Origin of the sequence: uncultured Nostoc sp. (assembly GCF_964245575.1) — a bacterium.
In the GTDB taxonomy this organism is placed as follows: domain Bacteria; phylum Cyanobacteriota; class Cyanobacteriia; order Cyanobacteriales; family Nostocaceae; genus Nostoc.
Genome location: NZ_CAXTNP010000218.1, coordinates 1 through 13,835, shown reverse-complemented (window position 1 = coordinate 13,835; position 13,835 = coordinate 1). Strand labels below are relative to the sequence as shown.

Below are 13,835 nucleotides of genomic sequence, written 5' to 3'. Positions count from 1 at the left end.
GCATTTGTTATTTCGGCGTTCGCATTTGTTATTTCGGCGAACTCATTTGTTATTTTGGCGTTCGCATTTGTTATTTCGGCGTACGCATTTGTTATTTCGGCGTCTCCATAACGCACCCTACGAAACAACTAGAATTGAAACCTATGCTGGTCATATTTGTGTGTACACCGTAGCCTAAAAGGAGAGAGACTTTGAATTTTTCCCCCTCCGGGGTAGATTGGCTTGAGGAACGTAACCCAACATTTCAGGACTTTGTTGAGTTTCATGACCTTCAACACGGAGTAGAGGTAAAAAGAAGAATATTTGATAATCTCTCTACAGAGGCATTGACTAAAGAGAATTGGCTAAATGATTTTCAATGTCCTGGTAGATATTTTCTGATTGACTATTTAGATGAGCTTTAGAATTGAAATATTAGTAGCTGGGAGAAAAAAATTAAGATGAGCAAATTATTTGAAATATTGCAAAAAATTAAGTCTAAGCCAGGAATGTATATCGGGCGTGCTTCTGTTAGCGATCTGTTTCATTTTTTAGTTGGTTTTAAAACTGCTTTAAGGGAATTAGAAGTTAAAGCAACTGAGGAAGAAATGGATTTTTATCAAGAGTTTCAACCTTGGGTGCAGAAAAAATATCATGTCTCAACTTCTAACTCTTGGGCAAAGATTATTATGCTCCACTGTGGGAGTGAACAAGAGGGTTTTAATAGTTTCTATCGGTTGTTAGATGAGTTTCAAAATCGAGATAAAAGTTTAGAACCTCAACGGAAGGTAATTGCTAGTTATAAGGTTACTAATAAAAGTTGATATCTAGAGATTTTTTACGCGCACTTTGCCAGTTAATAAGTCTTGCATCAGTCCTTGTTTTTGGAGTTTGAGCTTGTTAAGGTAAGCTTCTTCTGCGCGGATGCGAGTTTCGTTAAGTTTAAACACGCTCAGAATTCTTTGCTGTTCTAATATTGTTGGGCATGGAATTGGAAATGATTTTAACTGAGTAGAGTTGATTGATGCTAAATTAGTTGATTGTTTTGAACTTAGAATAAAAAATCTTTTTCCGTAAGTAGAGCCAGATATTAAAGCTAAAAATTCTGAAATTAAATAATCTCCGTTTGGGCGAACTCTAAAAACATGATTTTGATGAAGGCATGGTACAATTTGCCCATTCCAAACAGTTCCACGACCAAGCTTGTCGTAGTCTCCGCCTTCATTCATCAATACATCTCCTGGTTGTAATAAAAATCTAGTAACTTCTTCTTTATAAACACGGATTGTTTTTATATCGGTAAGTTCTAAGTATCCATCTTGTACATTTGCAACTCGAAGATAAGGTAATTCAATAGTTCCAACACCGCTAATATTTCTACCTAAAGTTACACCAGAGTTAACTTCTGCAACTGTTGAGAGTAATCTAATTTCCCAATCCTTCGGAATTCGTCCCAGTAGCGAATCTTTGAACTGTTCAGGATGCGCCTGTGGATCTCTCAATTTGCCATCGTCATCTAACCCGCGTGTGAGCAAGTCTTGCAGTAGTCCGGCTTTAGTTTGTTTAAGTTTTATAATAAGGGAAGATGTGCGTGCGATCGCATCATCCACCGTATCCAAAATTTTTACAATTTTTCTTCTTTCTTCAGTTGGTGGAACAGGCACTTCCATCTTCGCTATTTTGGTGATGTAGAGGTGCTTAATTGTTGACCCTCCAGCATCCGCCAGCATTTGGTCTTGTCCTTGACCAGAACTTAAGTAATGAACTAGAAATTTGATATCTGTATCAGGTAATGGTCGTAAGCAGGCAACTGATTGATTTATACATATATCTGTTCGGTCAACAACAGCAATCCTGCCTAGCGTCCCATCCTTGGTTATTAAAATGTCGCCTATTTGGGGTTTACTCTTCTGCGTAAGGCCATTTTTGTAAGCTTTTTCTGATGTATGCCGAGCCTGTTGATAGTGAATAATCCCATTAGCTATATCTAAAGCTGTTATCATCCAGGGGCCATCTTTAGTAGTTGGCATTGGATTGGTAAATCCATAGGTTATATATTGAGTGATACCTGCAAGTGAAGAAACTTCCCAATCCTTCGGAATCCTCCCAACAGGCGAATCCTTAAACTCCTCCGTTTTTTCGAAAACCTCACGCATACCCCAAACCCTGCAAAAACTCATTCAACTTCTTCGCTGCTGCATCCCGTTCCGTCTCAATATCCTGCAACGTCACCCGATACTTATCCCACCAATTCTCTACCGCCGCAATCACCTGCTGACGATGCGCGGTAACATATCGCTCCAATTCAGCAATTAACCCATCTTTGAAAATCGCTAAGACTAACTCCTGACAATCTTCATCAGTCAACGCAGCCCGCGCGGCTGACAAACGCTTCACCAATTCATTCTTTAATGTCTTTAATTGTGCCTTTCCTTCCTTCAACTGCTTAACAATTTCCTTATAGGGTTCTAGTTGGGCTTCTATTTTGGCAATTTCCGCTTCATTCTCTTCAATAAAAGCCTCATGTTCAGCAATTTTATCCTTATTAAATAAAGGTGTCTTCTTTAAAATCTTGAATTCCTTCTTCGGCTCTTTAATCAAATTTCTTAAATACTTCAGCTTTGTCTCTAAATCCTTAACAATATTAACTGCTTCTGATTCTTCACCTTCTTCAATATCCGCCTCAGCTTCTTCTCCCTGCTCAAAAGCTGACTTTTGCTGTTCTAATTCTGCAATCTTCGCCTCAGCTTCAGCAATGTCTTGTAAATAATCCGGCATCAACCGCCCAACCAATTTATGATTTAGAGGGTCAAATTTTGCCTGCTTTTTCTTCTCGTCATCATCTTGTTCTAAAGCATCTTTAATCGTATCTACCCAACTATCAACTAAACCACCAAAATCTGACTCTGATAAAGTTCTCAGTTCATACCTCTGTTCATTCCACCAACTAGCAACCACACCCGCCACTTTAAAGCGGTCAAGTAATCCCACAGGTTCCAAGCTATCCACAAAAGAACTAAAAAACTCAGCGCGGAGTTCCATCACCTTTTTAGTTTTAGGCAAGTCACCCAAACTAGTAGAGTGTATTTGCCACCAAGCAGCAAACACATTATAAAGTTTGCCTTCTTGATGCTGCACACCAGCATCAGCTTCGATAAAACTTTTAATTTGAGAACGTTCAGTGATTGGAGAAATAAAATCAAAATAATCAGTCATCTATGCAAAAATCTGCTGTAAATTTAAAACAAAACCAGGGAGAACATCTTCACCCGATAAACTTGTGGGAGATTGTAAAACTTCCGGTGCAAGATTTGGGCGATAAATGATTACTTGTTGAACTTTAGGATTAATTAACCAACCCAGTTGTAAGCCATTTGCTAAGTATTCCGCCATTTTGGCTTTAGTATCTTCCACATCATCAGTTTCAGAAACTAATTCCACTGCAAAATCAGGACACAAAGGGATAAATTTCTTTCTTTGTTCTGGAGTAAGAGCATCCCATCTTTCTATCCTTACCCAAGAAGCATCAGGTGAACGAGTTGCACCATTTGGCAGTTTAAACCCAGTAGAAGAATCAAAAGCTTTTCCGAGCTTATTTTGTCTGTTCCAAACTCCTAAATCAAGATACAGTTCAAAATTACGGTTTCCTGTTTCTCCCCCAGTAGGTGACATGATAATTAATTCCCCTTCAGCAGTTAACTCTAGTCGTAATTCTTTATTCACGGCTACAATTTGTGCAAATTCCTCATCAGTAAATTGCAGATTAGGAGGTAATTGTAAGGTTACAGTCATAATTAATTGCGCTCCACAAAAATCCTAGTTGCATCAAACCCATGCGCTGCTAATAGCGAAGATTTAGCCTCTACCTCTACTTTAGGAATTCCCCCCAACAAATGCGCCCGTACATCGTGCGGTTCTGGCGGTGGCGCGTTGTCAGCATAGCGACGGATATTGCAGTTGTAATCGTTATCTCTTAATTCTTCTTTAGTTACTACTGTGGAATATCCAGGTAAAGACAGAAAATTTTCAAACACCCAGGAAATCTTTTCAATATGTTCAGGACGCAAATAATTTTGAGCGCGACCTGCATAATATTCAGCATCAGCATTAATAAACAAAACTTTTCCCTGGCGTTCAAGAGGTTTCGCCCCTTGTGGACACATCACCAAAATACAGGCGGGGATACCTGTGCCATAAAACAAATTGGGTGGTAAGCCAATCACCGCTTCTAATTGATCGTGTTTAATAAAACTCTCCCGAATTTTCTTTTCTTCTCCACCGCGAAACAGCACCCCATGCGGCATTACCGTCGCCATCATCCCATCAGTTTTGAGAACAGCCAACATGTGCTGGGCAAACATCAAATCTGCTTTTTTACCCGTCTCAGGACAATAACCATGCGTAAAGCGTCCAGAAAATTGCATTCCCTCTCGGCTATAGTTTTGAGAAAAAGGCGGATTACTGATTACTCTGTCAAAGCGGATTAGTTCACCGTCAGCAATATGCAAGGGATTAAACAGAGTATCGTCATTATGTATATCTGCATCTCGAATGCCGTGCAGCAGCATATTAATTTTGCAAATTGCCCATACCCCGCCGTTATTATCTTGACCGTATAGTGCTAAATTTCTAGCATCACGACCGCATTCTTCTACATATTGCTTGGACTGAATTAACATTCCCCCAGAACCACAACAGGGATCATAAACTGACATTCCGGTTTGGGGTTTTAGCAGTCGCACCATCAGTTGCACGACTTCACGCGGCGTATAAAACTCGCCCCCTTTTTTCCCGGCTGAATCTGCAAACTCTTTAATCAGGTACTCGTAAGCAGCACCCAGCAAATCAGGAAATACAAAATCCTCATTTCGCAAACGATATTTATTGAAGTGTTTAATCAGTTCGCGCAACTTGACATCAGGAATCCGATTTTTACCAGCTTGACGATTAAAATCAATATGTTTTAATACACCTGTCAGCGCTTCGTTACTTTCCTCAAATGCCGTTAAAGCATCATTTAGCCCTTGTCCGACGTTTTTATGTAGCTGATCACGAATATATGCCCACCGCGCTTTTTCTGGTACAAAAAAAGTTTCTTGGTAACTGATGGGGCTTTCTGCCCTCATGTTTGCTTCTTCTTGTGTCCGTCCCCTTTGCAAATTCTGCTGCAAAATCTGCTCATACTGCGGCTCAAATACATCCGAGGCGCGTTTTAAAAAAAGCATCCCGAAGATGTATTCTTTGAAGTCCGAAGCGTCCATCTTTCCCCGCAGAATATCAGCAGCAGAAAAAAGATGACGTTCTAGTTGCGGCAGCGTGAGTTTGCCCATAGTAAATGCTGAGATTGCGACACTAATGCTTTGCCAGTATATCTCTATGTTGAGAGACACTCCAATACACTTCCAAATTGCTGAAGTCTAATCTTTCAACTTGCTGGCTATAGGCTCGTGTATGGTATCCAACCATACTGGAATTACAGGTTGGCCTGCTTTGATTTGGGCGTAGACGCAAAGCGGCTTGCCGTTAAGCATCGCTTGTTCTAATTCAAACTCTACAAGTTCGAGCGATCGCTTGTGATTGTCTTGTTGGAGCATCCACCGCGTACCTTTCCCAGATTCAAATAATTCTGGTTCCTTGTCTTTCAATGTTTTAAGCGTAGTATTAGCAACATCAAAATTTAGCCCCATAGACAAAAAAAAAACAAAAGCTGCCAGTTCCATCAAATTCGGCTTTGAGTAATAAATACTACGCCCTATTCCAGTTTCACCGATAACAGGCATAACTACACCCTTTTCTCGCCAGTATTGGAGCTGGCAAAGAGTGCAGCCTGTGATTTCAGCAGCTTGTTTACTCGTAATGTAGACAGATTGATAGCTAAAGAAATTCTAGCGATCGCACAAACATATAAAGCTGGTAGTATCGTCCTCCCTAAGTTGGGCGATAGATGATATAGACAGTATCAAGCTCAGTTTGAACACCCTTCCCAGCTGGAGGTGGGTTGAAAGTAGATTTTTACTTGCCAACGAGAAGGAGCAACGGGATGTTTCAACACCCCTCCCAGCTTGAGGTGGGTTGAAAGAATCTCCACAAGCTATCGAAAGGTATTTGATTTGGTTTCAACACCCCTCCCAGCTTGAGGTGGGTTGAAAAATATCTACTATCTTGTTCGTAGATTAGTTCTTTCTCAGTATTAGCATTACTTTAAAAGCATTGACTTTTTGGGACTGTTTCTCAATTTCGATGCCAAGCTGACAGCTTTTAGGTGGGTTGAAAGGATAGAGCAACAGATTCTTTGTTCGGAGGGACTGACCTCTAACTCTATTCGTGAATAATTAATCCAGTTATCAGTTATATCCACAAGGATAATGCTGCCATACTTATCAAAGATATAGCAGGATATAAATGTGACACTAATGTGTTAACAGTGACATCAATTAGTTAAATATGACACTAATGTCTTAACAGTGACAAATAATTAGTTAATATACAAGTAACGAGCGCGGAGGGATTTGAACCCCCGACCCACAGAACCGGAATCTGTTGCTCTATCCACTGAGCTACGCGCCCTTAATCTTCCATATTATAGCACGTCTTTGATCAAATTTGCAGCCTAGAGAAACTTGTCTGGGTTAAAGATAATTAGCTGGGTCAACGGGTGTACCATTCAGGCGGACTTCAAAGTGGAGGTGGGGCCCAGTTGAAAAACCTGTGGAACCGACAGCAGCGATCGCTTGTCCGCGTTCAACTGTTTGTCCTTCAGAAACATACAACTCGCTGGTATGTCCATATAGTGTAGTCATGCCATTGCCGTGGTCGATAATTACAGCTCTGCCATAACCACCATACCACCCAGCAAAAATCACTCTGCCCGAATCGGCTGCCCGAATTTTACTACCATAGCTAGCGGCAAAATCTAACCCGGCATGAAAGCGACGATAGCCAAGGATTGGGTGTATCCGCCAGCCGAAGGGACTGCTAGTAGCAGCATCGCTAGGATATGCCATTACACCCGTTCCCCGAATGATCACACTTGTACGGCTGTTGGTTTTTGCTTGGGCTTCTTCTGTTGCTCTAGCTTCTGCTACCTTTTGTTGAATCAAGACTTCCAGATTTTTGGATTCCCTCTCTAGCTGGTTTTGCGCTGCTTCCAAGGCCAGGCGATCGCTATTGAGGCGTTGAATCAATTCTGATTGTGACTGCGCCTGAGTTTGATAATCGGATTTTTGTGCTAACAATTGCTCACGAATCAAGGCAATTTCGTTTTTTTGCTGTTCTACTTCCGTTTTTTGTTTATTGATCAGGTTTGCTTGTTGGTTGAGTTTTACCAAAATTTGTTCGTCTGCCTGATACACTAACTTCAACTGATGACGGCGGTTGAGAAAGTCGCTGATATTTTGACTTTGGAGCAAAACTGCCCATCCAACAGATGCAGGCGATCGCTGGAGATAACGCAATCGTGCTACTGTTGCTATTTGACGCTCCTCATAGTCACGTTCCGCCACAGCTAAATCAGTTTCTAACTGCTGAAGGCGTTGGGTGGCCAGTTGTAATCGTGATTCGCTCTCTTGAATATAGTTATCTGTAGTTTGCAGATTTTGCTCTAAACCAGTCAGGTGTTTTTGGGCTTCTTGTTGGAGATTTGTTAAGCGATCGCGATCGTTAACCACACTCTGACGCTGCTGGTTCATTTGTTGCTGCTGTTGTCGCAAAGTATCAATAGACTCTGTAAACGTTGCGTAGGCTGGAATTAATGCCAAACAAATCCACAAAATGCAGCAAAATGCAATACATAAACAACCAAAAATCTGCTTTTTTTCTAGAAATCGCGCTCTCATAGTGTGCAGCCCAACCAAAATGATGCTTTCAAACACTATGAGGATTATTCCCAAAATCTGATTCACCCACTCCAACGCATTATTAAATTGGTCTGCCAAGTTGTAACACAAGGATTCCAGCCACGTCAGCATTAAGCAGGTATATCAGTAGTCTTGTTCAAAAATAAAATAAGAGTCCTATATGAACAGCAAATCGAAATACGGCTTGCATTGTTAATGCGTCCCCTTGCAATGCCAATGCATCCCAATACAATGTTAATGCATCAGCTTGCATCGTTAATGCGTCAGCTTGCATCGTTAATGCGTCAGCTTGCATCGTTAATGCATCAGCTTGCATTGTTAATGCGTCGGCCGCATTAAAAACGCTATGCTTTTACGCAAGACTGTATTAAGAAATTGATCGACTATCGCGATTCACTCAAAGCTAACCTCAGTGAGCAAGGTGAGAAGTTGCGAGGTGGTAAGCACATCCTCATTTTAAGCTAATGAATAAAGTAGTAAACCTCTTGTTTGGTGGAATTGTGTAAAATAATTCCATTATCCTGATGTTATTAACCTTTTATTTGTATGAAGGGTTTTGAAATCTGCTAAAGTTTCAGGGTAACTGAAACTCATAACTCAGCACTGGCTCAACCATAGCCATCCGCTAACAGGACTCACGACTGATGCACAACAGGCAAGAAAAAATTTCGCAAGTGGTAGTCACTGCTGGGCAGATGCGCGATATTGAAGAGCGGATTTTTGCAGAGGGAATGCCTGTAGTAGCTTTGATGGAAAAGGTGGCGGGATTAATTGCCCATCGCATTCAACAAATATATCCACACTTTCGACAAGGAGATAAGTCTGAGCGTCGGCTGACGGCAAACAGAACTTCTCCTGACAGAGACGCGCAAGGGACGCAGGGACAAGGTAAAATTTTCTCCCTCATCTCCCCTTCCCTAAATCCTCGTGTTGGAATTCTTGTCGGCCCCGGTCATAATGGCGGAGATGCTTTAGTAGTAGCTCGGGAATTACACTTTCGCGGGTATGAGGTTTGGATTTATTCTCCTTTTTCTAAGCTTAAGGAATTAACTTCGCAACACTTGCAGTATGCTCAGAGTTTGGGCATTCCAATTTATCAAACAATTGAGCAACTGCCAGATTCTGATTTGTTGATTGATGGCTTGTTTGGGTATGGTTTAGAAAAAAATCTCACTGATCCCATTGCCTCTGCAATTAATCAGCTAAATGAATTGCCTGTGCCGATTTATAGCATCGATTTACCTTCAGGTTTACACACCGACACAGGCGAAGTATTAGGAACTGCGATTCGCGCCACTCACACTTTTTGCTTGGGTTTATGGAAACTAGCTTTCTTCCAAGATCAGGCGCTGGAATATCTCGGCAAAGCTGAGTTAATCGATTTCGATATTCCTTTAGCTGATGTAGAAGCTGTTCTAAAAGATACACCCAGGATTAAACGTATTACATCAGCAACGGCACTTGCTACTTTACCCCTACCTCGTCCAGCAGTCACCCACAAATATAAGGAAGGACATTTACTGTTGATTTGCGGTTCGCGGCGCTATGCAGGTGGAGCAATTTTAACTGGTTTGGGTGCTAGGGCTAGTGGTGTGGGGATGCTTTCGATTGCCGTACCGGAATCGCTAAAATCTCTTTTGGTGTCACACTTGCCAGAAGCGCTAATTATCGGTTGTCCAGAGACGGAAACTGGAGCGATCGCTCAATTACAATTACCCGAAAAAACCGATCTGAGTTCCTTTAATGCGATCGCTTGTGGCCCCGGTTTAACACGAGATGCTACTCCGATTGTGGAAGAAGTCATAGAAAGCGATCGCCCTTTGCTTCTCGATGCCGATGGTTTAAATATCTTGGCACAAATGGGAGCGATCGCCACGCTAAAAAAACGTCTTGCCGTAACCGTACTCACACCCCATACTGGCGAATTTGAGCGATTATTTCCTGATGTCCCCGATGCCAAACATGACAGGGTGAAAGCAGTACAGGAAGCAGCAACGCAAAGTGGGGCAGTAGTGTTGTTGAAAGGGGCGAGAACTGCGATCGCAAACCCTGAAGGTGCTGTTTGGATCGTTTCTGAAAGCACACCCGCCTTAGCGCGTGGCGGTAGCGGTGACGTGTTAACTGGGCTACTGGGTGGATTGTTGGCGCAAGCAGCAACTAAACAGATTCCCGTAGAAGATATTGTGACAACTGCTGCATGGTGGCATTCGCAAGCGGGTATTTTAGCATCCCAAGAGCGTAGCGAACTGGGTGTAGATGCGTTTACATTGACACAATATTTAATAAAAATTCTAAGTAATTAAACTGATTATAACTATGACTCAAAAACTCCAGATCCAAAAAGAAAAATTACAGGCAACCATTAGTAGTCTACCAAGGTAACAATGCTTGGTCATATAGTCGGATATAAGCGCTCCCTTTTTCTTTGTCCATCTGTGCTTTGAAATGGCATTTTTTGCCTCCGCAATCATATAACTAGGACTTACGCACTGTACAAATTAGCCATAATATGTTTTACGGTATTTGTTCGTTTCGGGCGCTTTGCATAACCCTTATTTATTCGCTTATTTGCGTAGGCGTAGCCCGTCGTAGACATCGCTAGATGCTAAACATAGCTGAAACACTTAAATTGCGTGTAGTACTTATGTACGATGCGTAAGTCCTATTAATACGGCCTGCTGGGTGAAAAGGGTAACACTTTCATCTCGCTACCGTCTTCAGTAATGACTTTTAATGGAAGTGAATCCTGATCCTCTCGTCTAGATAATTGAATTTTTTGAAAACCTTTTTTTGTAGGCTTAACTACCATAAGATAGTGATTGCCTACCCACTTAATACTTATTACTCTGTACAGCAAAACCCAAACTTCAGCTATCTCTCCAGTGTTAATTTTAGTCCTTGAGAATTTTTTATCACATTGCCATACAGGATTACCTGTGGGTGTCCATAAACCCGCAAGATAATGATAATCAAAAAACGAACTACCGCCAAAAGTTGTAAACGAAAAAATGTTATACCTCAACCATCTTTCATAATACTCAGGTTCCTTAGTCAGATCATCATATCTTTTCGTAGACAGCAGAAACTTCATTTGTTCTGCTTTAGTAGGACGCACCCATGTTTCGGATGAGCTACAAATTTTAAATGGTACTTCAATCGTTTTACTGCGATTAGTGGACTGTGAGACAGCAGGGTGTGAAAAAGTTATGCTGATAATAGTCTGAGCGCTTACAAATGCTCCTGTTAACAGGAACATGCTTACTAATTTAAGAAGTTTCATGATTTTGCTTGTTTATTGCTATGAACAGTATTTGTAAGGAAACCCCGTTCAAGGATAGCGGGGTATATGCGTGCCATCATTGTTTAGTTAGGAATGAGTGAAGTTAGCTTATGCATTAGACTCAGCCGCAACCCAGAAGCAAGAATAAACCAATTCCACAGCAATCAGCCGCCATCTGACCTTGAAATAGTTCACACTATCGAAGTTGAGGAAATAACCCTAGATTTTTTTATCAAGTTGAATTTCGTTTTCTAGTTGGCCCAGAGGCACTAATGTTAGCTGTGACACAGCGCGTTGCTGAGTTATATTTTGGTGGCGGCGATCAAGAAAGTGTAGCGTGGTATATCCGTAGCGCTTACCTCGGTAAAAACTGGGTCTGAGCGTGTTATCGTTTCTGTGATATATCAGGGTGGAAGAAGCAAAATCTTGAGCGATCGCAGAATCGTACACTTGTTGAATCAGATTAATTCCGGCGGAATTGTTTGGATCGAAATTGAAAGACGTATCACTAGATTGATAATCGATCATTTCTCGGATCACCAAGCCATTAGGTGCCCAAACGGCAAAACTTAACTCCTTGCCAAGGCACTTAGATGTAGAGTAAAAATCGGGTTCTGCCGTTTGTAATTTGATGCTAGGCATGAGGAGAGCAATCAACTGATGATCATCTGACCATCGTATTACTGTCTGGGCGTCTTGCCCTGGTAAAGCTGCTGCTGGTAGATTAACACAAGCGCTAAGGGCGCTGATTAAGCCTACTAAAAAACTAAACTGAAGCTTAGACACGTTGGTGTAGATCAGTTGAATAGGGGGCATTATTGACTTATGCTTAGAAATTTCAACGCTATAACGTTGCTTACAATTAGCAATATATAAAATTTAGTAAGATATGGATAAAGACATTGTGTCAGTACCTGAATATAACTATTAAATAGTGGGTAGTGCATAGCTTATCAGTTTTATTTAAAAGTAATCTAAAGCGTTGTTGTACATAAACTTATTCTTTAAGACGTAAGTATCGAGTTTGATCATTTTGAGTATGACAATTCTCCAATTGGACTAGTTAGTGCGAATTATTTGAACAACATCATTACTTAAACTAGAAAAATTCATATCTCTAAAAATGTCGGAAAATGGAAGTTTTCCATCGCCCAAAATATAACAATCGAATGGCACGCTTGTAAAAGCGAAACACGGTAGAGTTTATTGATGTGTGAGCAGAGGCAGAACCTTTAGGATGGCATTCCCAGTACGAGACTGGGAACGAGGAACGAGGAATTTATATCAGCCATTGACTAAATACCAACGCTGTAGTGCCAACCGTTGAATTTCGCGCCAAGGAATATTATGTTTTCGGGCTAAGTCTGCACAATCTTCATATTCTGGCTGCACATTTGCAATAACTTTTTCTGGTGATTGCCCTTTCCATGCTATCTTGACGCGCACTTGACCATATTCAATTTCCACTTGTTGAATTTCCCGTTGTAAAATGGCGCGTTGCTGAGTTGTTCGCCGAATACCCAAAGTTGTAGTTTCGCGGAATATAACTGCTTCACAACTGAGTAAATTTTCTGGATGACAAATCACAGTCAGCAAAATCCCTGGACGGGACTTTTTCATAGCGATCGCTTGGGTAAAAACATCCACCGCACCAGCAGCAAACAATGCCTCAAACACATAGCCGATCGCTTGCGGATTTAAATCATCAATTTGAGTTTCTAGTACTGATATCGTTTCTAAATTTTGGCTAGTATCTTCAGAATCGCTGAAATTTTCTAAATTTGCGATAGTATCTTCAGAATCGCTAAAATTGGACAGTAAACTTACGCTTTCACCCAACCAGAGGCGTAGAATATTGGGAATGGGTAAATTTATGGTTCCTGCTCCCAGTCCTATCTGCTTGATAGCGATCGCGGGTGGTGAACCAAAATCTCTAGCCAAAGTAGTAGCGATCGCAGCTCCTGTTGGTGTCACCAGTTCTCTATCAATCCCATTGCTATAAACTGGACAACCCCGCATTTCCCACAGCTTTAATACTGCTGGTACTGGTACTGCCATCTGACCATGTGCAGCCCGAACAGTGCCGCCACCAGTCGGGAACGCCGAGCAGTAAAGTAAGGGCAATCCTGACTCATTGCTCTCAATGCCCAACCAATCTAACCCCAGGCAAGTACCCACAATATCTACGATCGCATCTACAGCACCCACCTCATGAAAATGAACTTTTTCAGGAGAAATGCCATGCACCGCCCCTTCTGCTACTGCTAGCTGTCGGAATACCGCCAAACTCCAAGCTTCTGCCCGTGATGGCAACCCAGCTTTGAGAATCATCTGCTCTATTTCAGGCAGGTGGCGTGTGCGATCGTGACTGTGTTCGTGGTCGTGATGGTGGTGATGGTGGCGATCGTGTACTAAATCCACATGGACTTTAGTCGCCTGCTGACCATTGCGTTGGACAAATTCTGCCCTTAACTGATATTCCTGTTCAACACCCAACCCATTGAGTTTTTCAATTAAATACTCCACAGGAACACCCAAACTCACCAAAGCACCCAGGCACATATCACCAGAAATTCCTGTCGGACATTGAAGATAAGCAATTTTATTCATAATAAATTAGTCATTAGTCATTAGTCATTATTCATTAGTCATTAGTCATTAGTCATTATTCATTAGTCATTAGTCATTAGTCATTTGTTATTCTCCCCAGTCCCCAATCC

13 protein-coding genes and 1 tRNA gene are annotated in these 13,835 nt (G+C 41.5%); 3 read left to right on the top strand and 11 right to left on the bottom strand.

From position 1 onward, the window contains the following. Nucleotides 1-191: 191 nt before the first annotated feature. Together ACFFAP_RS27510 and ACFFAP_RS27505 are read left to right on the top strand one after the other, a co-directional pair. Nucleotides 192-404, top strand: coding sequence for a hypothetical protein (locus ACFFAP_RS27510; RefSeq protein WP_375514202.1), 213 nt, complete (start codon nt 192-194; stop codon nt 402-404). A 36-nt stretch (nt 405-440) separates the two neighbouring features. After that, a complete protein-coding gene (locus ACFFAP_RS27505; RefSeq protein WP_375514201.1) occupies nt 441-803 on the top strand; it encodes a hypothetical protein in 363 nt (120 codons plus the stop codon). A gap of 3 nt (nt 804-806) precedes the next feature. Here ACFFAP_RS27505 and ACFFAP_RS27500 read toward each other — a convergent pair whose 3' ends face one another. From ACFFAP_RS27500 to ACFFAP_RS27465, 8 genes are all read right to left on the bottom strand, one after another. Continuing rightward, on the bottom strand, nt 807-2,135 hold the full coding sequence (locus ACFFAP_RS27500; RefSeq protein ID WP_375514200.1) for a restriction endonuclease subunit S: 1,329 nt from the start codon (nt 2,133-2,135) through the stop codon (nt 807-809). Continuing rightward, entirely contained in the window at nt 2,128-3,195 is a 1,068-nt protein-coding gene (locus ACFFAP_RS27495; protein WP_375514199.1) for a hypothetical protein, read from the bottom strand. The genes ACFFAP_RS27500 and ACFFAP_RS27495 overlap by 8 nt, the downstream gene beginning before the upstream one ends. After that, entirely contained in the window at nt 3,196-3,774 is a 579-nt protein-coding gene (locus tag ACFFAP_RS27490) for a Uma2 family endonuclease (RefSeq protein WP_375514205.1), read from the bottom strand. It lies immediately after the preceding gene. Beyond that, the gene (locus tag ACFFAP_RS27485; RefSeq protein ID WP_375514198.1) at nt 3,774-5,309 is read right to left on the bottom strand and encodes an N-6 DNA methylase; all 1,536 of its coding nucleotides are present in this window, start codon (nt 5,307-5,309) and stop codon (nt 3,774-3,776) included. The genes ACFFAP_RS27490 and ACFFAP_RS27485 overlap by 1 nt, the downstream gene beginning before the upstream one ends. 87 nt (nt 5,310-5,396) lie before the next feature. Continuing rightward, nucleotides 5,397-5,837: a MerR family transcriptional regulator gene (locus ACFFAP_RS27480; RefSeq protein WP_375514204.1), complete on the bottom strand. Its 441-nt coding sequence runs from the start codon at nt 5,835-5,837 to the stop codon at nt 5,397-5,399. 636 nt (nt 5,838-6,473) lie between these two features. Then, a tRNA-Arg gene (locus ACFFAP_RS27475) sits at nt 6,474-6,546 on the bottom strand. Nucleotides 6,547-6,608: 62 nt separating this feature from the next. Next, the gene (locus ACFFAP_RS27470; protein WP_375514203.1) at nt 6,609-7,814 is read right to left on the bottom strand and encodes a murein hydrolase activator EnvC family protein; all 1,206 of its coding nucleotides are present in this window, start codon (nt 7,812-7,814) and stop codon (nt 6,609-6,611) included. 157 nt (nt 7,815-7,971) lie between these two features. Next, the gene (locus tag ACFFAP_RS27465; protein WP_375514197.1) at nt 7,972-8,151 is read right to left on the bottom strand and encodes a hypothetical protein; all 180 of its coding nucleotides are present in this window, start codon (nt 8,149-8,151) and stop codon (nt 7,972-7,974) included. Between the two features lie 328 nt (nt 8,152-8,479). Between ACFFAP_RS27465 and ACFFAP_RS27460 the strand changes: the two genes are divergently transcribed. Continuing rightward, nucleotides 8,480-10,138 (top strand): NAD(P)H-hydrate dehydratase, encoded by a 1,659-nt coding sequence (locus ACFFAP_RS27460; RefSeq protein WP_375514196.1) that lies wholly within the window; start codon nt 8,480-8,482, stop codon nt 10,136-10,138. 362 nt (nt 10,139-10,500) lie between these two features. Here the strand turns inward: ACFFAP_RS27460 and ACFFAP_RS27455 are convergent, their stop codons facing one another. The 3 genes from ACFFAP_RS27455 to larC form a co-directional block, all read right to left on the bottom strand. Continuing rightward, the gene (locus tag ACFFAP_RS27455; RefSeq protein WP_375514195.1) at nt 10,501-11,115 is read right to left on the bottom strand and encodes a hypothetical protein; all 615 of its coding nucleotides are present in this window, start codon (nt 11,113-11,115) and stop codon (nt 10,501-10,503) included. 219 nt (nt 11,116-11,334) lie between these two features. Continuing rightward, entirely contained in the window at nt 11,335-11,931 is a 597-nt protein-coding gene (locus tag ACFFAP_RS27450; RefSeq protein ID WP_375514194.1) for a hypothetical protein, read from the bottom strand. Between the two features lie 468 nt (nt 11,932-12,399). Further along, complete coding sequence (gene larC, locus ACFFAP_RS27445) at nt 12,400-13,725, bottom strand: nickel pincer cofactor biosynthesis protein LarC (protein ID WP_375514193.1); 1,326 nt, start codon at nt 13,723-13,725, stop codon at nt 12,400-12,402. Nucleotides 13,726-13,835 lie beyond the last annotated feature (110 nt).

Bases quoted from the DNA above. Each gene is read 5' to 3' on its own strand.
- ACFFAP_RS27505 (WP_375514201.1), top strand. From the start codon at position 441: ATGAGCAAATTATTTGAAATATTGCAAAAAATTAAGTCTAAGCCAGGA.
- ACFFAP_RS27500 (WP_375514200.1), bottom strand. From the start codon at position 2,135: ATGCGTGAGGTTTTCGAAAAAACGGAGGAGTTTAAGGATTCGCCTGTT.
- ACFFAP_RS27495 (WP_375514199.1), bottom strand. From the start codon at position 3,195: ATGACTGATTATTTTGATTTTATTTCTCCAATCACTGAACGTTCTCAA.
- ACFFAP_RS27485 (WP_375514198.1), bottom strand. From the start codon at position 5,309: ATGGGCAAACTCACGCTGCCGCAACTAGAACGTCATCTTTTTTCTGCT.
- ACFFAP_RS27470 (WP_375514203.1), bottom strand. From the start codon at position 7,814: ATGAGAGCGCGATTTCTAGAAAAAAAGCAGATTTTTGGTTGTTTATGT.
- ACFFAP_RS27465 (WP_375514197.1), bottom strand. From the start codon at position 8,151: ATGCAAGCTGATGCATTAACGATGCAAGCTGACGCATTAACGATGCAA.
- ACFFAP_RS27460 (WP_375514196.1), top strand. From the start codon at position 8,480: ATGCACAACAGGCAAGAAAAAATTTCGCAAGTGGTAGTCACTGCTGGG.
- ACFFAP_RS27455 (WP_375514195.1), bottom strand. From the start codon at position 11,115: ATGAAACTTCTTAAATTAGTAAGCATGTTCCTGTTAACAGGAGCATTT.
- ACFFAP_RS27450 (WP_375514194.1), bottom strand. From the start codon at position 11,931: ATGCCCCCTATTCAACTGATCTACACCAACGTGTCTAAGCTTCAGTTT.
- larC (WP_375514193.1), bottom strand. From the start codon at position 13,725: ATGAATAAAATTGCTTATCTTCAATGTCCGACAGGAATTTCTGGTGAT.